Annotated in this window: 19 protein-coding genes; 9 read left to right on the top strand and 10 right to left on the bottom strand. The window is 68.7% G+C overall.

What is annotated here, in order from left to right:
• Nucleotides 1-39 precede the first annotated feature (39 nt).
• The 4 genes from QHF83_RS38005 to QHF83_RS37990 all read right to left on the bottom strand — a co-directional run bounded on the left by QHF83_RS38005 (nucleotide 40) and on the right by QHF83_RS37990 (nucleotide 4,041).
• Nucleotides 40-1,665: an ABC-F family ATP-binding cassette domain-containing protein gene (locus tag QHF83_RS38005; protein ID WP_282422954.1), complete on the bottom strand. Its 1,626-nt coding sequence runs from the start codon at nucleotides 1,663-1,665 to the stop codon at nucleotides 40-42.
• 87 nt (nucleotides 1,666-1,752) lie between these two features.
• Entirely contained in the window at nucleotides 1,753-2,175 is a 423-nt protein-coding gene (locus tag QHF83_RS38000; protein WP_282422953.1) for an STAS/SEC14 domain-containing protein, read from the bottom strand.
• Between the two features lie 15 nt (nucleotides 2,176-2,190).
• Nucleotides 2,191-2,853 carry a hypothetical protein gene (locus QHF83_RS37995; protein ID WP_282422952.1) on the bottom strand — a complete coding sequence of 221 codons (663 nt, stop codon included), beginning with the start codon at nucleotides 2,851-2,853 and terminating at the stop codon, nucleotides 2,191-2,193.
• 108 nt (nucleotides 2,854-2,961) lie between these two features.
• Nucleotides 2,962-4,041, bottom strand: a complete 1,080-nt coding sequence (locus QHF83_RS37990; protein ID WP_282422951.1) for an alpha/beta fold hydrolase — start codon at nucleotides 4,039-4,041, stop codon at nucleotides 2,962-2,964.
• Between the two features lie 186 nt (nucleotides 4,042-4,227).
• Between QHF83_RS37990 and QHF83_RS37985 the strand changes: the two genes are divergently transcribed.
• A complete protein-coding gene (locus QHF83_RS37985; protein WP_282422950.1) occupies nucleotides 4,228-5,364 on the top strand; it encodes an alpha/beta fold hydrolase in 1,137 nt (378 codons plus the stop codon).
• 13 nt (nucleotides 5,365-5,377) lie between these two features.
• Nucleotides 5,378-5,791, top strand: coding sequence for a VOC family protein (locus tag QHF83_RS37980; protein ID WP_282422949.1), 414 nt, complete (start codon nucleotides 5,378-5,380; stop codon nucleotides 5,789-5,791).
• Between the two features lie 10 nt (nucleotides 5,792-5,801).
• Here QHF83_RS37980 and QHF83_RS37975 read toward each other — a convergent pair whose 3' ends face one another.
• The 4 genes from QHF83_RS37975 to QHF83_RS37960 all read right to left on the bottom strand — a co-directional run bounded on the left by QHF83_RS37975 (nucleotide 5,802) and on the right by QHF83_RS37960 (nucleotide 9,953).
• Entirely contained in the window at nucleotides 5,802-6,764 is a 963-nt protein-coding gene (locus tag QHF83_RS37975; protein WP_282422948.1) for an alpha/beta fold hydrolase, read from the bottom strand.
• 167 nt (nucleotides 6,765-6,931) lie between these two features.
• Nucleotides 6,932-7,903 (bottom strand): HEAT repeat domain-containing protein, encoded by a 972-nt coding sequence (locus QHF83_RS37970; protein ID WP_282422947.1) that lies wholly within the window; start codon nucleotides 7,901-7,903, stop codon nucleotides 6,932-6,934.
• Nucleotides 7,903-8,619 (bottom strand): VTT domain-containing protein, encoded by a 717-nt coding sequence (locus QHF83_RS37965; protein ID WP_282422946.1) that lies wholly within the window; start codon nucleotides 8,617-8,619, stop codon nucleotides 7,903-7,905. Before QHF83_RS37965 ends, QHF83_RS37970 begins: the two co-directional genes overlap by 1 nt.
• Before the next feature lie 38 nt (nucleotides 8,620-8,657).
• Entirely contained in the window at nucleotides 8,658-9,953 is a 1,296-nt protein-coding gene (locus QHF83_RS37960) for a styrene monooxygenase/indole monooxygenase family protein (protein WP_282422945.1), read from the bottom strand.
• 175 nt (nucleotides 9,954-10,128) lie between these two features.
• Here QHF83_RS37960 and QHF83_RS37955 point away from each other — a divergent pair, with 175 nt between their 5' ends.
• The 7 genes from QHF83_RS37955 (at nucleotide 10,129) to QHF83_RS37925 (ending at nucleotide 20,677) form a co-directional block, all read left to right on the top strand.
• Nucleotides 10,129-10,839 carry a hypothetical protein gene (locus QHF83_RS37955; protein WP_282422944.1) on the top strand — a complete coding sequence of 237 codons (711 nt, stop codon included), beginning with the start codon at nucleotides 10,129-10,131 and terminating at the stop codon, nucleotides 10,837-10,839.
• Nucleotides 10,840-10,923: 84 nt separating this feature from the next.
• Complete coding sequence (locus tag QHF83_RS37950) at nucleotides 10,924-14,931, top strand: DNA topoisomerase 3 (RefSeq protein ID WP_282422943.1); 4,008 nt, start codon at nucleotides 10,924-10,926, stop codon at nucleotides 14,929-14,931.
• A 48-nt stretch (nucleotides 14,932-14,979) separates the two neighbouring features.
• Nucleotides 14,980-16,464 carry a serine/threonine-protein kinase gene (locus QHF83_RS37945; protein ID WP_282422942.1) on the top strand — a complete coding sequence of 495 codons (1,485 nt, stop codon included), beginning with the start codon at nucleotides 14,980-14,982 and terminating at the stop codon, nucleotides 16,462-16,464.
• Nucleotides 16,461-17,291, top strand: a complete 831-nt coding sequence (locus tag QHF83_RS37940; RefSeq protein WP_282422941.1) for a hypothetical protein — start codon at nucleotides 16,461-16,463, stop codon at nucleotides 17,289-17,291. The genes QHF83_RS37945 and QHF83_RS37940 overlap by 4 nt, the downstream gene beginning before the upstream one ends.
• Entirely contained in the window at nucleotides 17,291-18,637 is a 1,347-nt protein-coding gene (locus QHF83_RS37935; protein ID WP_282422940.1) for a LamG domain-containing protein, read from the top strand. The genes QHF83_RS37940 and QHF83_RS37935 overlap by 1 nt, the downstream gene beginning before the upstream one ends.
• A 134-nt stretch (nucleotides 18,638-18,771) precedes the next feature.
• On the top strand, nucleotides 18,772-19,875 hold the full coding sequence (locus tag QHF83_RS37930) for a hypothetical protein (RefSeq protein ID WP_282422939.1): 1,104 nt from the start codon (nucleotides 18,772-18,774) through the stop codon (nucleotides 19,873-19,875).
• Nucleotides 19,876-19,879: 4 nt separating this feature from the next.
• Nucleotides 19,880-20,677, top strand: coding sequence for a matrixin family metalloprotease (locus tag QHF83_RS37925; protein WP_282422938.1), 798 nt, complete (start codon nucleotides 19,880-19,882; stop codon nucleotides 20,675-20,677).
• On the opposite strand, the gene QHF83_RS37920 is transcribed toward QHF83_RS37925, so the two are convergent.
• Together QHF83_RS37920 and QHF83_RS37915 are read right to left on the bottom strand one after the other, a co-directional pair.
• Entirely contained in the window at nucleotides 20,637-21,191 is a 555-nt protein-coding gene (locus QHF83_RS37920; protein ID WP_282422937.1) for an RNA polymerase sigma factor, read from the bottom strand. The two genes, QHF83_RS37925 and QHF83_RS37920, sit on opposite strands and share 41 nt — an antisense overlap.
• A 35-nt stretch (nucleotides 21,192-21,226) precedes the next feature.
• Complete coding sequence (locus QHF83_RS37915; protein ID WP_282422936.1) at nucleotides 21,227-22,015, bottom strand: hypothetical protein; 789 nt, start codon at nucleotides 22,013-22,015, stop codon at nucleotides 21,227-21,229.
• Nucleotides 22,016-22,079: the final 64 nt, after the last annotated feature.

Here is a 22,079-nt window from a genome sequence, read left to right as displayed (position 1 = left end):
AACGTTTTGGCTGACCACCCCACGAATGGGGAACGCCTGCTACCGCCGGAGCCCCGGCGCCTCGTGCCCGCTCGTGGCCACGTATTCGAGGTAACCGCCTCCGTACTTGTGCACGCCTTCCGGGGTCAATTCGAGCACGCGGTTCGAGAGCGCCGCGAGGAAATGGCGATCGTGGGACACGAACAGCATCGTCCCCTCGAAGTTGGAGAGCGCCTCCACCAGCATTTCCTTCGTGGCGATGTCGAGGTGGTTCGTCGGCTCGTCGAGGATGAGGAAATTCGGCGGATCGTAGAGCATCCGCGCGAGCACGAGCCGCGCCTTCTCCCCGCCGGAGAGCACGCGGACGGGTTTGTCCACGTCGTCGCCCGAAAACCCGAAGCAGCCCGCCAGCGTGCGCAGCGTGCCGAGCGACGCCTCGGGGAAGGAATGGAGGAGCGTCCCGACCACCGTGAGCTCCGGGTCGAGCACGTCCATCGCGTGCTGCGCGAAATACCCGAGCTTCACGCTCGCCCCGAGCGAAGCTCCGCCCGCGTCCGGCCCGAGCTCGCCAGCGATGATCTTGAGCAGCGTGGATTTGCCCGCGCCGTTCACGCCCATCACGCACCACCGCTCGCGCCGCCGCACCAGGAAATCGAGCCCGTCGTAAACCGTGCGGCTGCCATAACGCTTGACCACGCCGTCGAGCTTCGCGACGTCTTCGCCGGACCGCGGGGGCGCCCGGAAATCGAACATCTGCGGCCGCTTGCTCTTTTTCGGCGGCTCGAGCTTGTCGATCTTGTCGAGCTTCTTCACCCGGCTCTGCACCTGCGCAGCTTTCGCCGCGTGGGTCTTGAACCGCTCGATGAAGCGCATCTCCTTCGCGAGCATCGCCTGCTGCCGCTCGTATTGCGCCTCGGCCTGCTCGGCGGCGATCGCGCGTTGCCGCTCGTAAAAATCGTAATTGCCCGTGTACGTGGTGAGCTCGCCGCCGTCGATCTCCAGGATCTTCGTGCAGAGCCGGTTCATGAAGGCCCGATCGTGGGCCGTGATGACGAGCGCGCCCTCGTAGGACTTCAAGAAACCTTCGAGCCAGATGATCGACTCGATGTCGAGGTGGTTCGTCGGCTCGTCGAGCAAGAGCACGTCGGGCCGGAGCAGGAGGATCCGGGCCAGCGCCACGCGCATCTTCCAGCCGCCGGAGAGCGTGCCGACGTCACGATCCATGAGCTCGTTCGAGAAGCCGAGGCCCGCGAGGATTTCCCGCGCCCGCGCGTCGAGCGCATACCCGTCGAGCTCGCTCCATTTCGCCTGGGCCTGCCCGTATCGTTCGAGCAGCTCCTCCATCTCGTCGGCGCGATCGGGATCCGCGAGCGCCGCTTCGAGCTCGGCGAGCTCGGCCGCGATCTCGGAGACGGGGCCGACGCCGTCCATCGTCTCGGCGACGATGCTCTTGCCTTTCATCTCGCCGACGTCTTGCCGGAAATACCCCACCGTCACGCCACGATCGATGGCGATCTGCCCCTCGTCCGGCGCTTCCTCGCGGGTGATCATGCGGAAGAGCGTGGTCTTGCCCGAACCGTTCGGGCCGACGAGGCCGATCTTCTCGCCGCGGTTGACAGCGGCAGAGGCCTCGACGAAGAGGATCTGCTTGCCGTGGCGCTTGCCAATGGAGTCGAGCCGGATCATGCGGGGCGCCTATTTAGCGGACGGAAGGCGCTAGCGCATCCGAAAAAAACACGCCGTCCTCCGGAGGATGGAGGATCGGCAGAAAGCTCACGCGGGGGGCGGCACGCTCGGCGTCCAGGAACGCTGGCATTCTTCGAGGTAGGCCCGCGCCTCCGCGATTGTCTCGAAGAACCGCAGCGTCGTCGCGCCGCCCGTGAGCAGCTTGGTGGCACGCGCGATGAGCTCGATCAGAACCCGGATGGAATAAGGCGCGCCGACGACGGCCACGACGTGCGGCGGCAAGGGCTTCGGTCGGCCGAGCCCTTCGCCTTTCGCCATCCGCGACATGGCCGTGGCCTGCCGGACGTCGGCGAGCACGAAGATCCGGCCGAGCGCGAGGAGCCGCTCGTCGTGGACCCGAAAAATCGCGGACATCTCGCCGTCCTCCACATCGCCGCGGAACACCATCACGAGCAGGTCCTCCTGCTCGAAGCGGAGCACGTGGTTGCCGATGTGGATCTCCTCGTCCATCGATTCAATCGGAGATCAGGGCATCGGGCAGCGCGGATCGCCGTTCTGCACCATCTGGATCTGGTCGTCCGTGAGGGACAGCGGGTCGCAGCCGTGGCCCTTCTCGCAGACGAAATCAAACTCGGGCAGGGCCTTCGCATGGCAATCGAGGCAGTTGCCGCCGAACTGGTTCACGACGTCCTTGGAGCCGCGCTGCACGATCTTCGTGCCCATCTCCGAGACTTCCAGGAAGAAAAACTCCCAGTCGTTCGACTCCGCGGCGAACCCCGGCGCGCGCTTGACCATCGCCTCGAAGGGGACGAGCTGGATCACGGTGCCCACGGGGTAATCCGTCGTGCCGGGGGCATTGGCCGCGGCGAGCGTGGCGTCGAGATTGCCGAGCTTGTTCGTGACGCGGAAGGACCGGACCTTCTCCCAGCCGAGGATGCAATCGAAATCGGCCTCGGTCATGACGAGGTCGTTGCCGCCCGCGCCGCCCGTGCCGCCGTTGCCGCCGTTGCCGCCGCTACCGCCCGTGCCGCCCGTGCCGCCCGTGCCGCCGCTGCCGCCGCTGCCGCCCTCGCCCGCATTGCCCCCCGCGCCTCCACTGCCGCTGTTTTCGTCGCCGCACGCGGTAAAGGCCGCGCACGCAAGGACCAATCCGAGGATCGAAGCAAAACCGAGGCGGGAATGGATCATGTAGAAGCTCCTCCGTGAGGCCTACGCGTGCACCGCGTCGCCCGGATTCGCCTTCTCTACAGGCTTTCCCGCCCCTTCACAACGACAATCCTCGCGCGGCGAGGCCGCTCACGGAGTCTTCGCCGCGCGGCGCTTGTCGCGGAGCCAGGCGAGGCCCGCGTCGAAGACGACGTCGTGCCCGCCCTCGAAAAGTACGAGCGTGGCGTTCCCCGAGGTGCGCGTGAGGTACGACGGTGCGCCGGCGCGCTCGTAAATATCGTCGGAGGATGCCTTCGCGACGCGGCGGGTCGCCGTGGGGGTGAGGAGCTTCGCGAGCACGTCGTCGCCCACACGATCGGCCGGATCGGCGAGGTCGTTGAAGGCCGAGATCGAATGCCGCGGAGGCACGATGTCGTCGCGAATGCCCGTGGCCACGTAGACCGGCACGCCGGCCTGCTTCGCCCGCGAAAGGAGCGCGCTCGGGCTGCGACGCGCGCACTCGCGAAACGCCGGCGTGCCGGGGCGCGGCGCGCCGCTGCACACGCCCTCGATGAAACGCGCATAATGCCGCCTGGGAAAACCCTTCCGGTTGTACGTGTACCAATCGGGAATGTCGTACACCGGCGCCCACGCGACGACGCCCGCCCAGAGGTCCGGGTGTCGCCCGGCCATTGCCAGCGCGGTCATGCCGCCGCCGGAAAAACCTGCGAGATAGATACGCGTCTCGTCGACGTGGCCGCGCTGCTTCGCGTACGCGATGGCGTCGAGGATGTCCTGCGCGGCGAGGTCCGAGGCCGCGGCCTCGGGGCGGAGGTACGGGCCCCGGAAATCGGGGTGCACGAAGACCCAGTCGTTCTTCGCGGCGAACATGGCATACGGGATGCCGATGTTCTGCCGCCAGTCGGTGCTCCAGCTATGCAAGACCACGAGGAGCGGTCGCTTTCCGGCCGCGCCCGAGTCGAAGAACATGGCGCGCTGATCGGCGCCGTCGGCCGACGATTTGATCGTCACGGCCTCGACGCCGGGCACGCGCTCCTTCCATGCGCCGAGGCCCGAGGCGCCCTCGCCGCCTGGAAATCGGGAGGCGAGCGTGAACACGGGCTCCACGCGCTTCGCGCCGTCGGCACGCGCGGACCCCTCCGCGATCGAAAAAAGCGCCACGAGCGCCACGAGGGAAAGGAACCGAACACGATTCTGGTTGCAATTCATGCGGTCGTCTCTCGGAGCGCGGGTATAGCGGCTCCACCCAGCCGAGGCCATGCATCCGAAACGAATTGCGAGCGCCGTGCCTGTCCGCCCGTGCACGATCGATGACGAAATGAGGCACGGCGATTGCGTTCCCACGGGTGCAGGACGAACGTATCCAGGCGCGGAGGGCCGCGCAGGGAAGGTGCAATGCCGAGCCCCATCGTTTCCATGCTGGTGCTCCTCGCGGGGATCCTCCTGTCCGGGTGTCGGGAGACGCCCACGGCTCATGCAGAGACCCGCGCACCTCTGCCCACGTCTGCGCCTCCGCAAACGCTCGCGCCGGGCGAGCGCGCGCGAGAGCCGCTTTCGCTGATTCCGGAGTTTCCACGCGCGGCCGGCGGCCCGTTCCCGTTCGGCGCGCAGGATTTCTCGGTATGGCGCGCGCGGGTCCCGCGGATCGAGGAGGTCGAGATTTCTTCGTCCCTCGACGGGAACAAGCAACGGGCGCTATTTTACGATCCGGGCCGACCCGAGCCGCGGCCGCTGCTCGTGGCGCTCCATAGCTGGAGCGAGAATTACCTGCAGAACATCGGCATTCCGTACGGGATCTTCGCGGAGCGGAACGGCTGGGTGCTCATCCACCCCGATCACCGCGGCCCCTACCGGTCGCCCACGTCGGTAGCCTCCGAGCTCGCGCAAAGGGACGTGCTCGACGCCGTCGAATACGCGAAGCGGCGCGCCCGCATCGATCCGGCACGGATCTACCTCGTCGGGTATTCTGGCAGCGCGATGACCTCGCTCGTCCTCGCGGGTCGGCACCCGGAGGTCTGGGCGGGCGTCGTGTCCTGGGTGCCCATTTACGACCTCGTGGACTGGTACGGCTGGCTGCGCGCGAACGTGCCCGATCGCCATTACGCGCACGAGGTCGCCGCGGCCTGCGGCGGCGCGCCCCGGCCGGGCACGCCTGCCGAGGAGGAATGCCGGCGGCGGAGCCCGCGCTCCCACCTCAAAGGCGCGCGCGGGCGTGTGAACGTCTATCTCGGCGTGGGAATCTGGGACCAGCTCGTCCCCCCGGATCACGCACTCCGCGCCTTCAATGACCTCGCGGCGCCCGCGGATCGGGTCCGCGACGAGGACATCGGGCGGATCGCCAGCACGCGCAGCATCCCGGAGACCCTCGGCGCCCCGAAGGCGCGCCCGCTCTACGAGGCCGCGAAGGCGAAGGTGGTCTTCGAACGCACGAGCGAGCGCGCGACGGTCGTGGTGTTTCTGGGCGGACACGACGTGATTTACAACGCGGGGCTCTCGTGGCTTGGAAACCAGCGGAAAACCGTGCTTCCATGACCCCGACGAACCCATGACCACCTTGCTCGTCAACATCGACGTCGACGACCTCGACCGCGCGATACACTTCTACATGGGCGCCTTCGACCTCCACATCGGCCGCCGCTTCGGCGGCGCCGGCGTGGAGCTCGTGGGCGCGAATGCCGCGATTTATCTGCTCGTGAAGCAGGCGGGGGGCCTTCCCTTCCCCGGATCGACCTCGCCGCGGTCCTATGGCCGCCATTGGACGCCGGTCCACCTCGATTTCGTGGTGGAGGACCTCGACGGCGCGCTCGCGCGGGCCGAGGCCGCGGGGGCTGTCCGGGAAAGCGACATCGCCGCGCACGCCTGGGGCCGGATCGTCATGCTCGCCGATCCGTTCGGGCACGGGCTCTGTCTGCTTCAATTTTCCGAGAAGGGCTACGACGCGATCGCCACGAATCCCTGAGGCAGAGACCTCACTCGACCTCGGCGAGCCGCGCCCCCGCGAGCCTGCGCCAGAGCGAGGGGCGCGCCTCCTCGGGCGCGCGCGGCGGACGAGCGCCCGGGCGCACCCGCGGCGTGCGCTGGGGTTCGTCGAGGAACCGGAAAAGCTCGGACAGGATCTCCGGCACGGCCTCGCGGTGCGGGTAATGGCCCACGTTCTGGAAACGCCGCACGATCGCGCCGTCGAGGTAATGGTGCACCTGCTCGGCGTGCTTGACCGGGATCACCGGATCCTTATCGCCCCAGTACACCGCGAGCGGCGGCAGCTCGCGCAGCCGGTACGCGTGATCGAGCAGGTGCTCGCGTTGCCCCCGCAGATCGACCGCATTCCGCAGCGTCCGGAACAGGGCGCGCGCCGTGCCTGGGCGTGCATTCATCTCGATGAGGTGCTTGCGCTCCGTTTCGTCGAAATTGCCCCCGAGCACGCGCACGCCCGCGTTCGTGCCGATGCCCATGAGCATCGGCGCCGCGAGATCGAGCAATCCCATCGACGAGGCGAGGCGCAGCGGCGCGGCGACCTCGAGGCCGAGCCCGCCGGCGGCGACGAGCGCCAGGCGATGCACGCGCCCCGGCTGTTCGAGCAGCACGTGCATCGCGATGCCGCCGCCGAGGGAATGGCCGATGAGGTCGAAGTCCGAGAGCCCGAGCGATCGAATCCATTCGACGACGAGGCTCGCGTACCACGAGACGTCATACGAGGCGTCGTATCGGCTCGACTGCCCGTGCCCCGGCAGATCGAGGGCATAAAGCCGCCGATCTCGCGCGAGGGCCGGGGCGATCTTGTTCCAGGTCCGGCAGGTATCCGTGAGGCCGTGCACGAGGACGACAGGCCTCTGACGCTCGTGGGCGAGCCCTCCGTGCGGAGCCCACTCCTCCCAGAACACGTTGCCCCCCCGAAAGAGACGGCGATGGCTGTGGCAAGCGACGGACGTCATGGGCGAAGTGACAAGATAAAGCCTCGCGCCCCCTGCTGTCCACGATTTCGTCACTTTTTCGACGTCAAATCGTTGCGATGCAAACCGTCATTTGCACCCCGATGGCATGGAGCGAAACGAGATACGCAGCCCCGTGATCCAGCGTGCGGATCACGAGCACGCTCTCGTCAACCTTCGCTCGGGCCAAACCGCTCCGCGAACGCGCGCGCGAGCTTTCGTGATTTGCGGGCGGAGACGATCTCGCCGACCTTCGACGTGAGCCGCGTATCGTGCCGGTGGAGCGAGAGCGCCTGGATCGCGTGGATCGCACGGCTCTCCGGCGCCTCGGCGACGAGCTCCAGCAAATACGACAGAGCCTCGTCGGTGCGGAGCAGGGCCACGCCGAGCAGCACGGTCTTCTCGAGCTCCGGATCCGCGCGCGAGACGGCCTCCTGCAGCACCGAGAGCGCCTCCGGCAAGCGGGACTCGCCGAGCGCGAGCGCCGCCGTCTCGACCCCGGCTTCGAGCGCGGCCGCGACGACGGGCAAATACTGGCGCGGCTCGAGCGCGAGCATTCCGCGATAACACGCGCCGAGCACGTCGGGCTCGGGGTCGCCCACGATCACCCGCGCATGCAGCACGGCCGCGCAGACGACCTCGCACGTGTCGCGCAGCGCTTCGGCCGCGGCGACGCGGGCCTCGGGCGTTTCGTCGAACAAGAGCGGGGTCACTTCGAGCGCGGCCCGCGGAAAGTTCGTCCGGACGAGCGCATGCGCGGAGATGCCGCGGACGAGCCCGGCCGTATCCACGGGCGGGCCCACGGTGACTTCTATCTGCACGTATCGGAGGCCTTTTCGGTACGTGTCCCACGCGTCCGCTTCGAGCGTGACGAGGGCCTCGAGGACCTTCTGCTTCGCGTGGCAGCCCCGATCCGCCATCGCGGGCATGCCGAGGAGCCGCTCGAAGGCCGCGACGAGGTCGGGCACGAGCGCGCGGAGCTCGAGATCGGCCACGACCTTCGCCACCTCCCCCACGAGGAACGGGTTCGGATCGGCGAGGAATCCGCCGAGATCGGGCGCGGCGGCCGCTTTCGGCTCGGCGCGGGCGAGCGCGCGAATGCGCGCGAGTTTGTCGTCGAAGGTGTTTTTCCGGGCCGCCATCAGGGCTCCACCGCCTGCGAGGGCGCCGCGAGCGCCTTGTCCAGGGAGCGACGCGCGATGCGCGAGGTGACGACGAGCGCGCCGAGTGTCACGACGAACCCGAGCACGAGCGTGATCCAGCCGAGCGATCCCGGCGCCTTGGCCTCGCCCGAGAGCAGCGCGGCCGCGCTCTCCACGCTCGCGCCGACGTAGACGTGGAAGAGGGTGGCCGGCAAGAGGCCGAGGAACGAGCCCCCCGCGAAAGCACGGAGCGAGAGGGGCGTCGCCGAGAGCATGTACGTGCCGATGTTCTGCGGGAAGGCGAAGGTGACGCGCAGGAGGAAGGTGATCTTGAAGCCGTCGGCGCGGACGGCGCGCTCGACGGCGCGCCAGAAATGGGCCTCGCCCGCGCGCGCCGAGAGGAGCTTGCCGATGGAGGCGCGGCCGAAGAGGAAGCAGAGGCAGACGCCGAGCGTCACGGCCGGCCACGCGATCAAGATTCCCTTGCCGAAGCCGTACGCGTAGCCCGCGAGGCCCGACATGACCCAGAGGGGCGTGGTGATCGCGAGGGCAAAGACCTCGACGCCGAAGAACAGAAGCGCGCCGGCCGCGCCCGCCTCGCGCATGAAGCCGACGAGCGAGACGAGCGCGTTGCGCACGGCCGGCAGGCGCAAAAGCACGAGCGGAAGGGCGAGCAGCCCGAGGAGCAGGAGGACTCGTTCGAGGCGGCGCCGCATCGGGGGGCGCAGCCTACCACACCCCCGAGGTGTTCCGGCTAGGCCGACGCAGGCGCCGACGCAGGCGCGACCGTGGCGCCGAGTACGCGCCGGGTACGCGCGCCTCGGAACCCTTCGAGGAACGCAGAGGCGCCCTCGGGGCCGCGGAAGATCCGCCATTGCAAGGCGGGATCGTCGAAGTTCGAGGCGAACGCGTCCGCGATGCTCTGATCCCGCGAAGCCGCCGAGAAGATCGCCATCGTGTGCGGCGGAGGCGGCGAAAGGAAGGCGTTCGTCCAGTGCATCGAGGGGCCGACGAGGGACCACAGCCGCTCGTCCACGCCCTCGCAGAACCGTCGATCGAGGGGACGACCGAGCACGAGCGCCTGGACGATCGCCTCGCCGAGCGCCCACGCCCCGCGCGAGGCGGCGTTCGCGCCCTGCCAGAGCACGGGATCGTGCGTCGCGAAGGCATCCCCGACCGCGACGGCAAAGCGCCCCTCGCCGAGATCGACGTAGGCGCGGCGCGCCGTCGGGACGATCGCGGCCTGCATGCAATCGCCCGGGCTCGTGAGGTGAAAGGTCTGCCGATCGACGCGGTCATGGACGCTCGGCGCGTTCTCCTGCAACAAATCGAGCACGAGGCTCTCGACCACGTGCGGATCGTCGTCGCAAGGGACGCGCGTGACGGCGTCGAGGGCGCCGCCGGGGATGGCCTCGAACAGGAGGCAAGTGACCGGCCCCTCCGCCGTGAGGAGCTGGCTCTCGAAAATCTCGCCGTGCCCCGGGACGATCTGGAAGAGCAGGCCGAGCTCCTCGGGGAAATCGATGCCCCGAAAGAGGCCCGCGAAGAGCCGGCGCTGCGGCTCGAGCCAGGGAGAACGGTCGAAATCCCGCGGGAACATGGTACCGAGCTCGCCCCGGCCGCTCGCCACGACCACGAGGTCGTGCTTTCTGCCGAGGCGCTCGACGTCCGATCGAGCGAGCGCTCCGGTGCGGATGACGCGGCCGCCGCGCGCCTCGAAATCCTCGAGGAGCCGGGGCAGGTAGAGACGCATGTCGATGAGGAGCGCGGGCGGCACGATCCGGCCCCGCGAGGAGAGCTCCGGTAATCCTTTGACGCGGACGTCGACGTGAAAACATCCGAACGCGTCGTCATCCCAATGATTGGTGCCGAGCTCGCGATCCCGCCGGCGCGTCGACCCGAGGAGCGCCGCGGTGCTCGGCAGGCGCGAGGATCGGATCTCGTCGCCCGATCGATCTGTATAAAGGGTGCAGGAGACGCCGTGCCTGCGGAGGAACAATCCGAGTTGCAACCCCGCGATGCCGGCTCCCACGATGCCAATGCTGCTCATCGAAGCCCCTTTCCAAGCTGGATGGCTGCGCTCGAACGAGCCGAGCAGCGCCCCCAAAGCGTAACCCGTCGAGAACGGACGATATACCTATCGGCGTCGGCGGTCCATCGCCCAAACGTCGGGGTATTGCTGACTTCTGGCCAAGGACACACCGCACGACGTGTACGAACATGGCATGGTGCGCACGAATTCCACGGTGCTCCGAATCGCATGTGTCCTCGCATGCCTGCTCGTCGGATGCGCGCCGGTCCGAACCACGACGCCTCCGCCGGAAGGCCCGCCGCTCGGCACCGCCGCGGAATGGATCACCTCTCTGGATCAGAGAAACGCAAAGACCACACCGCCCGAAATCGATCATTTCTTGCAAGCTGCCAGGGCTGTATGTCCAGATCCCCCGGGGACAGGAGGTGCGCGGGCGCTGTCACACGGGGCACAGGTGCTCGGTGAGAAGCCGCAGCGAGGTTGCAGGGGGCTGCCGCTCGCGCAGGAGCTCGCCCTCATGGAGCGGCTGCTCCGCGCGACGCCGAAGGAGCACGAGGACTGGATCCGCATCGTGGATCGGATGGCCCTGACGGCATTTTTGATGGAGTACGAGGCGTTCCGGGTCTGCGCCGAGTTCGAGCGTTCGCCGCCCGAGGATCAAAACCGGCTCGCGTATGGGGAGCGCACGCTGCGCGTGGTCGCGGACGCGCTCGCGCACGCCCGGCGCACGACGAGGTTCGCCTGCGATATGCTGGCGCGGCACCCGAGCCACCGAGCGAACGCGCCCTGCGACGGGGCGCTGCCGCCGCCGCCCCTCACGAACCCCGCATCCGTGTGCGTGGAGACGAACGCGTCGTTCCCGGCCGAACCGAAGGCGCCGGGCTGCGAAGCGGTCGCGCCCTGAAGCGCACGGGCCGGCGCGGCATGGATTGCCCATCCCCGCCCCCTTTGTCATGATGCGCGCCCCCGAAGTCGGGGGCCCTTGCCCATGACCATCGCCGTCGTCGCCGAAAAGCCGTCCGTGGCCCGGGACATCGCCCACGTGCTCGGCGCGACGAAGGCGAGCGAGGGCGCGCTCGAAGGCGCCGGATACGTGGTGACCTGGGCGATCGGTCACCTCGTGGCCCTCGCCCAGCCGCACCAGATGGACCCGGCCTGGAAGCGCTGGGACCTGCGCACGCTGCCCATGCTGCCGCCGACCTGGCCGCTCTCGGTGCTGGAGGAGACGCGCAAGCAGTTCGGAGTGGTGAAGAAGATCCTGAACCGCGCGGACGTGGAGGGGGTGGTCTGCGCGACGGACGCCGGGCGCGAAGGCGAGCTGATCTTCCGCTACATCTACGACGCCGCGGCCTGCAAGAAGCCGGTGCGGCGACTCTGGATTTCGTCGCTGACGCCGGACGCGATCCGCATGGGCTTCCGGAAGCTCCGGGACGCGCGGGACTACGACGCGCTGGCGGACGCGGCGCGGGGGCGGAGCCGGGCGGACTGGCTCGTCGGGATGAATCTCTCGCGGGCCTACTCGCTGTCGCTCGGGCAGGACTTTTCGGTCGGGCGGGTGCAGACGCCGACACTTTCGATGGTGGTCGAGCGCGAGCAAGCGATCCGGGCGTTCGTGCCGGAAGATTACCTGGAAGTGCGGGCGACGTTCGCGCCGGAAGGAGCGCCGGACGGGCCGGACGGGCGTTACGAGGGGATCCTGCTGGATGTCCCGGAAAAACCCGGTGGTCCGGAAAAACCGCGGCGATTGCCGCCGGACGGGGAAGAGGCGGGGCGGATCACGCGGCGGGTGCTCGGGGGCAGAGCGGTGATCACGAAGGTGTCGGCGGAGACGCGCCGGATCCCGCCGCCACTGCTGTACGATCTGACGGAGCTGCAGCGGCACGCAAACCGGCTGTTCGGGTGGAGCGCGCAGCGGACGCTCGACGTGGCGCAGGCGCTTTACGAGCGGCACAAGCTGATCAGTTATCCACGCACGGACAGCCGGCATCTGTCGACGGACGTGGCGCAGACGCTTCCTTCGGTGGTGAAGGCGATCGAGGGGAATTACCAGGGGCTTCTGGCGCCGGGGACGGGGCAAAGGCCGCTCGGGCGGCGGTTCGTGGACGATACGAAGGTGACGGACCACCACGCGATCGTGCCGACGACGACGGCCGCGCGCGGATCGTTGTCGGCGGAGGAGCAGAAGCTCTACGACCTGGTTTGCCGGAGGCTGCTCGCGGCGTGGCACGACGATTTGATCGAGCGGACGACGACGGTGATCACGGAGGTGACGTCGTCCGAGGCAGTGGATCGATTCCGGTCGGCGGGGACGGTGGTCGAGCAAGTGGGCTGGAAGGTGCTGGACCTCGGGGGGGCCGGTACGAAAGAAGGGCCGAAAAAACGAAAGAAGGGCGCGGCGGAGGGGGCCGACGCGGAGGAGGAGGCGGAGGCGCAGAAGCTGCCGCGGGGGCTCGCGGAAGGAAAAACGGCGCGGGTGCTGGGGGCCAAAGCGGAGAAGAAGACGACGAAGCCGCCGAGCCGGTTCACGGAGGCGACGCTGCTCACCGCGATGGAGACGGCCGGGAAGACGGTGGAGGAGAAAGAGCTGTCGGACGCGATGAAGGACACGGGGCTCGGGACGCCGGCGACGCGGGCGGCGATCATCGAGACGCTGATCAAGCGTGAATACGTGACCCGTATGGGGAAGAGTCTGGCGGCGACGGACAAGGGGATCTTGCTGGTGGGGGAGGTTCATCCGCATGTGAAGAGCGCCGCGATGACCGGGGAATGGGAGGCGCGATTGGCGCGGCTATCGCGGGGTGAGGGGGATTTGAAGACGTTCATGCGGGGGATCGAGGCGTATGTGAAGTATGTGGTGGGCGCGGTGCAGGATGGGGACGATCGGCCCGCGGGCGTCGTGGCTTTGGAGGGCCGGGGCGGTTTTCCCGAACTCGGGCCCGCAAAGCGGGCCCTCGAGCAACAGGACCCACCACCCCGGCCCTCCAAAGCCACGACGCCCGCAGGCCTCGAATCACGGACTTCTCGCGCCAAGAGCACGCGGAAGGAGAAGGAGGGGGGGAAGATGGGAAAGGTCGAGCCGAAGGCGGCGGCGGCGTTCGCTTCGGCAAGGGTGGTGAATGGTATGGCAGGACAAGCACGTGTGTCGACAGGGCAGGTGGAGCTGCCGCGGGCGGAGCGGCGGGAGGTGCGGGCGGGGGCGACGCTCGGAGAGATTTTGCGGGAGCGATTTGGATTTTCTGGATTTCGACCTTATCAAGAGGCAGTTTGTCGGGCCGTGACCGAGGGGCAGGATGTGCTGCTCGTGATGCCGACGGGGGCCGGGAAGTCACTTTGTTATCAATTGCCGGGTATTGCGCGAAGGGGGACGACGCTCGTGGTGAGTCCCCTCATTGCTTTGATGGAAGATCAGGTGGGGAAGCTCCGGGCGCAAGGGTTTGCCGCGGAGCGGATTCATTCGGGGCGGGATCGGCAGAGCTCGCGGGCCGCTTGCGCGGAGTATCTGGCGGGGCGGCTCGATTTCTTGTTCATCGCGCCGGAGCGGCTCAGGGTGCCGGGGTTTCCCGAGATGCTGGCGAAGCGGAAGCCGACGCTGGTCGCCGTGGACGAGGCGCATTGTATTTCGCACTGGGGGCACGATTTCAGGCCGGAGTACCGGATGCTGGGGCAGCGGTTGCCTTCGCTCCGGCCGGCGCCGGTGGTGGCGCTGACGGCGACGGCGACGCCGATGGTGCAGGACGACATCGCGCGGGAGCTCGGGCTCTCGGAGGCGGCGCGGTTCATTCACGGGTTCCGGCGGACCAATATCGGAATCGAGGTGGTGGAGCTCTCGCCCGCGTCGAGGGTGGAGGCAGTGCGCAAGCTGCTCGGACCGAAGGAGCGGCGGCCGGCAATCGTGTATGCGCCGACGCGGAAGCACGCGGAGGAGACGGCAAAGGAGCTGTCGGAGCTCGGAGCGGCGGCGTATCACGCGGGGATGGAGACGGGGACGCGGGATCGGATCCAGTCGGCGTTCCTGTCCGGAGAGCTCGAGGTGGTGGTGGCGACGATCGCGTTCGGAATGGGAGTGGACAAACCGAACGTGCGGACCGTCGTGCACATGGCGCTGCCCGGGAGCGTGGAGGCGTATTACCAGGAGATCGGGCGCGCCGGGCGGGATGGTTTGCCGTCGCGGGCGATCATGATGCATTCGTTCACGGATCGGCGGACGCACGAGTTTTTCTTCGAGCGTGATTACCCCGATCCGGCGCTGCTCTCGGCGCTGTTCGGGGCGCTCGGGTCGCGGCCGCAGACGAAGGAGGCGCTCGCGCCGCGGGTGGAGTCCGATCCGGAGAAGTTCGAGAAGGTGCTGGAGAAGCTCTGGATCAGCGGCGGCGCGCTCCTCGACGCGGACGGGGGGATCCGGCGGGGGAGCGAGGATTTCCTCGGCGAGTACGTGGCGCAGCGCAAGCACAAGCAGGAGGACCTGGCCAAGATGGCCCGGTACGCCGAAGGGCACGGGTGCAGGATGCTGCACCTGGTGCGGCATTTCGGCGACCAGGAGGACGACGGGAGGCCCTGCGGGGTGTGCGACGTGTGCGCGCCCGATGAGTGCGTCGGCAGGAAGTTCCGCGAGCCGAGCCGCGCCGAGACGGCGGCGATCCAGAAGATCCTCGACGCGCTCGCCGAGGAGGACGGGCAGCCGATGGGGCGGCTGCATCGCGAGACGTTCGGCGACGCGCTCGATCGGCGATCATTCGAGCATCTCGTGAACGGGCTCGTGCGCGCGGGGCTCTGCGAGGTGCGGTCGGACTCGTTCCAGAAGGGCGGGGAGTGGATCGAGTTTCAGCGGGTGTCGCTGACCGAGGAGGGACAAACGCACGGCGGCGAGGCGCCCACGAGGTTCGTGACGCTCGACGAGGCGCCGAAGAAGAAGGCGCGCGGGAAGGCGAAGGGGAAGAGCCGCGGGAGCTCGAAGGCGTTCTGGGCCTGGAAGGCGCGGCAGAAAAAGGGTGGGTAAGAGATGTGGCCGCCAAAGGGCGCGGTCTGTTAGAGTGACACCGGCCTCATGACAGGAGGGCACGCGGGCGTGCGCAAGGTCGGTCGGTACGCCCTCTACGGCGAGATCGCGTCGGGAGGCATGGCCACGGTCCATTTCGGGCGCCTGCTCGGGCCGTCGGGGTTCGCCCGGACCGTCGCGATCAAGCGGCTGCACCCGCAGTTCGCCAAGGACCCCGAGTTCTCGACGATGTTCCTCGACGAGGCGCGCCTCGCCGCGCGGATCAAGCACCCGAACGTGGTGCCGATCCTCGACGTGATCTTCGAAGGCGGCGAGCTGCTCCTCGTGATGGACTACGTGCACGGCGAGAGCCTCGCGCGCGTGCTCAAGAACTTGGAGCGCGAACGATCGCGGCCGCCGCTCCGGATCATCTCGGGCGTGATGGCGAGCACGCTGCATGGGCTCCACGCCGCGCACGAGGCCGTCGACGAGCGAGGCGCGCCGCTCGGGATCGTGCACCGCGACGTGTCGCCGCAGAACGTGCTCATCGGCGCCGACGGGACGACACGCGTGCTCGACTTCGGCGTGGCGAAGGCGATGGGCCGCGCCCAGGTGACGCGCGAGGGCGAGCTCAAAGGGAAATACGCGTACATGGCGCCAGAGCAGATCCGCTCCGGGAGCACCGTGGATCGGCGCGTCGACGTGTTCGCCGCGGCCATCGTGCTCTGGGAGATGCTCGCCGTGCGCAGGCTGTTCAACGGCGACAGCGAGCTCGCGATCATCGCGCAGGTGACGATGAACGAGATCCCGCCGCTCCAGCAGATCGGCGTGGAGGTGCCGCCGGAGCTCGAAGCGGTGGTGATGCGAGGGCTGTCGCGTGATCCGGCCCATCGCTTCCAGACCGCGCGGGAGATGGCGATGGCGCTCGAAGCCGCGGTGCCGCCGGCGCCCGCGTGGGAGGTCGGCGAGTGGCTCGCGCAGGTGGCGCCCGACGGGATCACGCGGCGCGCGCGCGAGGTGCAAGCGATCGAAAACGCGTCGCTCTCGGAAACGGACGCGCCGCCGCTGTCGTCGCTCGACGGGAGCGTGGAAGCCGGGAGCGTGGCGGCGATGCGATCCTCGCAGGTCTCCGGGATCGCCGTGCCCCATCGGCCGCAAGCGGTGGCGCTGCCCCGATCGGTCGTGGTGATCGCGTCGGCCGTGCTCGTCGCCGCGCTCGGCGTCGCGGCCGTGCTCTGGCTCGATCGAGGCCGCGAGGAGCGAGCGACAGGGATCCAGCCAGTCACGCCGACGGTCACGGCGACGACGACGAACGCGCCTGCAAAGCCGCCCGAGCCCACGGTCGCGCCCGCGCCGCCGGAGACGAGCGCGGCGACCACGAGCACGCCCGTCGCGACGACGACGGCGACGACGGCCGCGCCGCGCCCGACGGCGAAGGGCGCGGCGACTGCGACGACGACGAGCGGTAAAACGGCCCCCCGCGCGGACGGCTGCAGCCCTCCGTACACCATCGACGCGAAGGGGATCCGCCGCATCAAGCCGGAGTGTTTGTGAAGACCCGAGCCCTTGTTTTCCTGGCCGCGGCGACGATCCCGCTCGCGGCCCCCGCCTCCGCCACGACGAAAAAAGAGTGCGTGGCCTCGTACGAGCAAACGCAATCGCTGCGCAAGGAAGGCAAGCTGGCGGCGGCGCAGGAGGCGGCGCTCGTCTGCTCGAAAAACGACTGCCCGCGCGTGGTGAAAAAAGACTGCGCCGAGTGGCTCGCCGAGATCGAGAAGAGCCTGCCGACCGTGGTGCTCGTGGCGCGCGACGAGAAGGGCGACGAGACGGCCGACGCGCGTGTGTTCGAGGGCGACAAACTCGTGCGCGACCGGCTCGATGGCAAGGCCATGCCGATGGATCCCGGCGAGCACGTGCTCCGGTTCGAGCGGGACGGCGCGGAGCCCGTGACCCGCAAGGTGATCGTGCACGAAGGCGACAAGCTCGTGCGGATCGAGGCGTCGTTCAAGAAGGAGCCGAAGGCCCCGGAGGAGAAGCCCGCCGAGAAGGGGAGCGGCGTGCCGATCGCGCCGATCGTGATCGGCGGCGTGGGGATCCTCGGGCTCGGCGCGGCCGGCGTGATCGGGCTCCTCGGGCTCTCGGCGAAATCGGACCTCGAGGAATCGTGCGCGCCGCGCTGTGCGCCGGCCGATGTCGATCCCGTTCGAACGAAATTCCTGGCGGCGGACATCACGGCGGCCGCGTCGGTCGTCCTCCTGGGGACGGCGGCGGTCGTGTATTTTACCTCGGGGTCGCGCGATGAGCAGAAGAGCGCAATGCCCCGCATCGAGTTTGCCCCGACGATCGGCGGCGGATTCTTGAGCCTTCGAGGAGCCTTCTGATGAAGACGCACCTTTTCGCGGCGTTCTTCCCCCTCGCCTCCCTCACGCTGGGCTGCTCGGCGCTCGTCGATCTCGACGCGCTCTCGTCGGGCGGCGGGAGCGGGAGCGGGCCGATCGAGCTGCCGGACGGGGCGTTCGAATTCGTGGACGACGCGTTCGAGGGCGAATTCGAGCTCGGGTCGTTCACGGATATGGAGTGGGGCGGAGCGCGATTGCGGCTCAAGGGGGACGCGTATGACGGCGTGTTCCGCTCGCGGGTCTTCGACGCGGGCGAGGACGTCGACTGGACCACGTTCGCGTGGACCCCGGCCGGGCCGTACATCAAGGCATTGCCGGATTCCCGGGGCAAGGAGACGGGGTACGCGGAGGGGTCGAGCGACATGTCCGCGAATGTCCTCTTGCTCCACCTCGACGGCATGGGCGCGCTGACCTCGGGGGCCGCGGCGATGGATACGTCCGGCGGGAAAAGCAACGCCGTCGTGAGCGCGCCCGCGGGTACGACGCTCTCGTTCGAGGAGGGTCCGATCGGGCAGGGTCTCGCGGACAAACTCAGTACGCACCTCGCGATCGACACGATCATGGGTGATTACGACTTCGATTTCGACGAGGGCGATTTCACCTGGGCGCTCTGGGTCAAGACCTCCACCACCTGCGTGGTCAACAAGGTCTTCCTCGGCGTCGACACCGGGTTCGGCGGCCCGCACCTCTGGCTCGGCTGCGCGGACGGGGACGCATTCAGCGCCTGTGGCTCGGGCTCGCCCGAGGGCCGCGCGGCGGGCACGTTCAAGTCGATCAGCGACGACCCGTCCGACGGCGTGCCATTCTGCGGCACGACCCAGATCAACGACGGGAACTGGCACCACCTCGCGGCCGTCAAGAAGGGTCACGCGCAGAGCCAGGTCGTGCTCTACGTCGACGGGATCGCCGAGGCGACGCTCGGGACCACATTCAACACCCCCATCTTCCTGACCGGCAGCAACTTCGCGCTCGGCGCTCTGCTCAACGGTGGCTACCAGGCCGAGGGGACGTACGACGAGGTCGCCATCTGGAAACGCGCGCTCGGGCCGGACGAGGTCATGGCCATGTATCGGCGCGGCGGGGCGCGGCTCGCGCTGCGGGTGCGCACGTGCAGCGACCCGGCCTGCGCGGACGGCGATCCCTCGTTCGTGGGCCCGGACGGGAACGACGGTTGGTTCGTCGATCCGACGGGCACGCTGGGTCCGCCCACGGACATGCAGCTCGTCGTGCCGAGGGCCCGTTACTTCCAGTACGAGGCGAACTTCGAGGGCCTCCGCGAGGGCGACGGCCCGGGCCTCTTCGCCGTGAAGGTCCGCGCGCAGCGCTGATTTTCCCTTTCGCCCGCCGGGGTGTCTACAAGCGCGACCGAGGTGAGAGAACGCGCCGGAGGGGCGCGCGTCCCGCCGTCGGTCGCATGACGATCCTCCGCCACGCGTGGAGGATCGAAGGGAGAGATCTCGGCATGAAATGGCTTCGTTACACGCTTTCGAGCCTCGTCCTTTCTTCGGCCCTCGCGCTCGCCGGCTGCGGCGGCGGCGGCAATCCCGAGCCCGAGCCCTCGGCCGATCCGATCGCCGACGAGGAGATCGTCGACCTCGGCGATCTCATCCAGCAGGACCCGGACGCGGCCGCGGCCGCGGAGGTAATCGGCGACCCCGCGACGCTGCTCGCCGAGGGCAAGAAGCAGGGCGACAAGGCGCGCAGCGACGTCGCCGCGGTGATGAGCTTCATCAAGGAGGCGGCGCAGGGCGAGCCGGCGCGCAAGGGCGTGACGGCGGACGGCCGGGCGTACGCGCAATGGGTGAAGACGATCCAGAGCGTGGAGATCACGTTCTCCGCGGTACGCATGACGCAGGATCGGCTGCGGTACCTCTTGCAGGGCAAGGCCACGGACGGCTCGAAGAAGCCGCTGCTCACGGGCATTTTCGTGAAGAAGGGCCCGAAGACCGGCGGCGGTCGGTTCCACGTGAACCTGACGAACGTGAGTGATCTCTACAATGCTCCGGGCGCGGACGGGTCGGTCCATTTCTGGTTCGCGAATCACAAGGGCGACAAACGCGGCCGGCGTATCGCCTACGTGAACGTGGTTCGTCGGGACGACCCGCAGATGCAGAAGGTCAATTACGGCGCGGATCTCGTGCGGCTCGTGGGCATGGGCGGCCGGTTCCGGGCCGTGGGCGTGGGCGACGTGATCCCGGATCTGCCGGGCCCGGAGGCGATCGGCCTCAGGATCCTGTGGAAGGCCGGCGAAGGCGGGCGCGCCGCGGCGGCCGTGGCCTCGCTCGGGCCGGCTCCGAAGCTGCTCGGCACGGCGCACGAATGCTGGGACAAGGACGGCCTGCGCACGGCGTACAAGGATGACAACCCGAACAACGACGCGATGAACCCCGACGAGGGCGACCTCGCGATGTGCGCCGGCTTCGCGGAGGAAGCGCCGCCGGATCAGGGTGACGTGAGCGCGGACGGGCAGGATGCCGATCCGGAGCTCGATGCGCTGCTCGAGGAATCGGGCGCGATGGACATCGACGCGGCCGAGGCGGACGCGGCCGACGCGATCGGCCAGTGAACGCATGATCTGGGCGCGCGCCGCATTCGTGTTCGTCCGGGTATCCCTCGGGATGCTCGTGGCCCTTTCGTTCTCGCCTCCCGCCTGGGGCTACGAGCACGGGCGATCCGAGTACGGCGCGCGCCTTCATTTGACTTCGCTTCCGGCGCAGGTGCGTCTTGCCACACCCATGCCGGGTTTTTCCGACGGGGGCCGGGGGGCCATGCTCCGGGCGATGGCGACGTGGTCGCGCGTGTCTTGCGGGGCGATCGGGTTCTCGTTTGTCGAAGCGAACGCGGGGGAGGATGCGCCGATCGAGGTGCGGGCCGTGCTTTCCGGGTGGCGTCACGGCCGGGTGATTGCGGCGCACACGGATGTCGAGAGTGACAAGTTCACCGGGGAAATCAGGCGTGTGGTGATCGAGCTCGACGCGACGCGACGGTGGAGCGACGCGGAGAACGTGCCGGCGGATGCGATCGATCTGGAGACAGTGTTGCTCCACGAGCTCGGGCACGCGGCGGGGCTCGCGCACAGCGTGCAACCGTCGGCCGTGATGCGCGCGGGGCTCGTGCCGGGGCACGCGCCGAGGCGCGCGCTCGATCCGGATGACGTGGCGGGGATGTGCGCGTCGTATGCCGCTCCAGTATTGGAAAAGAAAGACAAACGGTCGGTCCCGACAGACGCGGGTCGTTCGTTCGTATCGGCGCCGCGAGCCCTCGCCCTCTTGGCAGCGCTCGGCGCGGGGATCGCCTCCTGGAGACGGCGGCGAAAGGCTCGCGTGATCAGCCGTTCGGATCCGGGATCAGCCCGCGCAGACGCTTGATGCCGTGGTGAAAGTTCACCTTCGCGCTGTCCTCGCTGCAATCGGCGAGGACCGCGATCTCGCGGAAGCTGAGCTCGTGGAAGAGGCGTAGCTCCACGGCGAGGCGCTGCTTCGGCGGGAGCTCTTCGAGCCGCTGCGCGACGCGCCCCCACACCTCGGCGGCGACGAGCCGGCTCGTTTCGAGGGAGTTCGTGAATGCGGGCAGATCGTCCATGTCGGCGAGCGGGCCTTCCCGCGAGGATCCGCGGACGTGGTTCAGCGCGACGTGGACCGCGATCCGATAGAGCCAGGTGCGGAAGCTCGATTCGCGACGAAAATCAGCGAGTTTTTCGAACGCATTGAGGAATGCACGCTGCGCGACGTCCTCGGCGTCCTCGGGGCGCCGGACATAGCGGCGGACGAGGCGCAGGATCCCGGGTTGGTGCGCCTTCACGAGCGCGTCCGCCGCGCTCCGATCCCCCGCGAGGACCCGCTCGACGAGCGAAACGTCGCCCTCCTCTGCCACCTCGCTCATCGATGTCCTCCTCGGCGCCGAGATGATCGGCGCGTTCATGCTCCCGCGCCGCAGAATAGCGGAATCGTGCCGCTCTGGCCACGCGAGCTCGACCATGTCGCGCGGGCGCTGCCGTCGAACGTGACGCGGATGCGGATGTCGAGAGCCTTCCGCTCGTGGACGATCTCGCCGCCGGCCGCGGGGCATTCGCCGGCGCAGCGTGCCAGGCCGCTCACCGTGGTATGGAAAGCCCGCGCGCCCACGATGGTCTCCCAATCACCGTCGAACGTGACGCATTTCTCCGTGGCATTCCAGGTGACCGTGTAAGAGCCTGCGCGCTCGATTCGATGCCCGCGCGGGCCCTGGCCCTCGCCGCTCGCCTCGACCACGAGCCGCCGTGTCTCGCCGTCCGCGTCGAGCGAGTAAAACCCCTCGGAGTCGACGTCGAGGATCGCCCGCGAGGCGTGCAAATCCCGCACGGACGCGAGCGCGTGCAGGCCATTCGCGCTGACCGAGTACACGACGTCGAGCGTCCCGTCGAGGTTCGTCGTCTTGAATGGGCCGATGCAACCGGAGAGCAGGTACTTCACCGTGTTATCCTTCCGGGTGGCCGTGACGCAGTCCGCTGGGCGGAAGACGAGGCCCGCCGTCGCCGCCGCTTTCGCCGCGGCGAGGTCGGGATGGACGCTCTTCGGGTCCACACGCGCGATCGCGCCGACGACGAGCGCCGCTTCGTTCTGCGATACGTCGAGCGCGTCGAGGGCCTGCTCGACGTCGACGCTCTCGTCCTCGCTCTCGGCAGGGCCGCACGCGGCCGCCACGAGGAGGAGGGAGGCGATGGACACACGAGTCGCTCGAGAGGGAAGGACAAAATGTGTCATACCCCTGCTCCCTGCGCCGGGGCGAGCC

The sequence above is a fragment of the Polyangium sp. 15x6 genome, from assembly GCF_029960785.1.
Classification (GTDB): domain Bacteria; phylum Myxococcota_A; class Polyangia; order Polyangiales; family Polyangiaceae; genus Polyangium.
The sequence above is the reverse complement of the archived record's forward strand: the minus strand, read 5'-3'. Positions and strand labels throughout refer to the sequence as shown.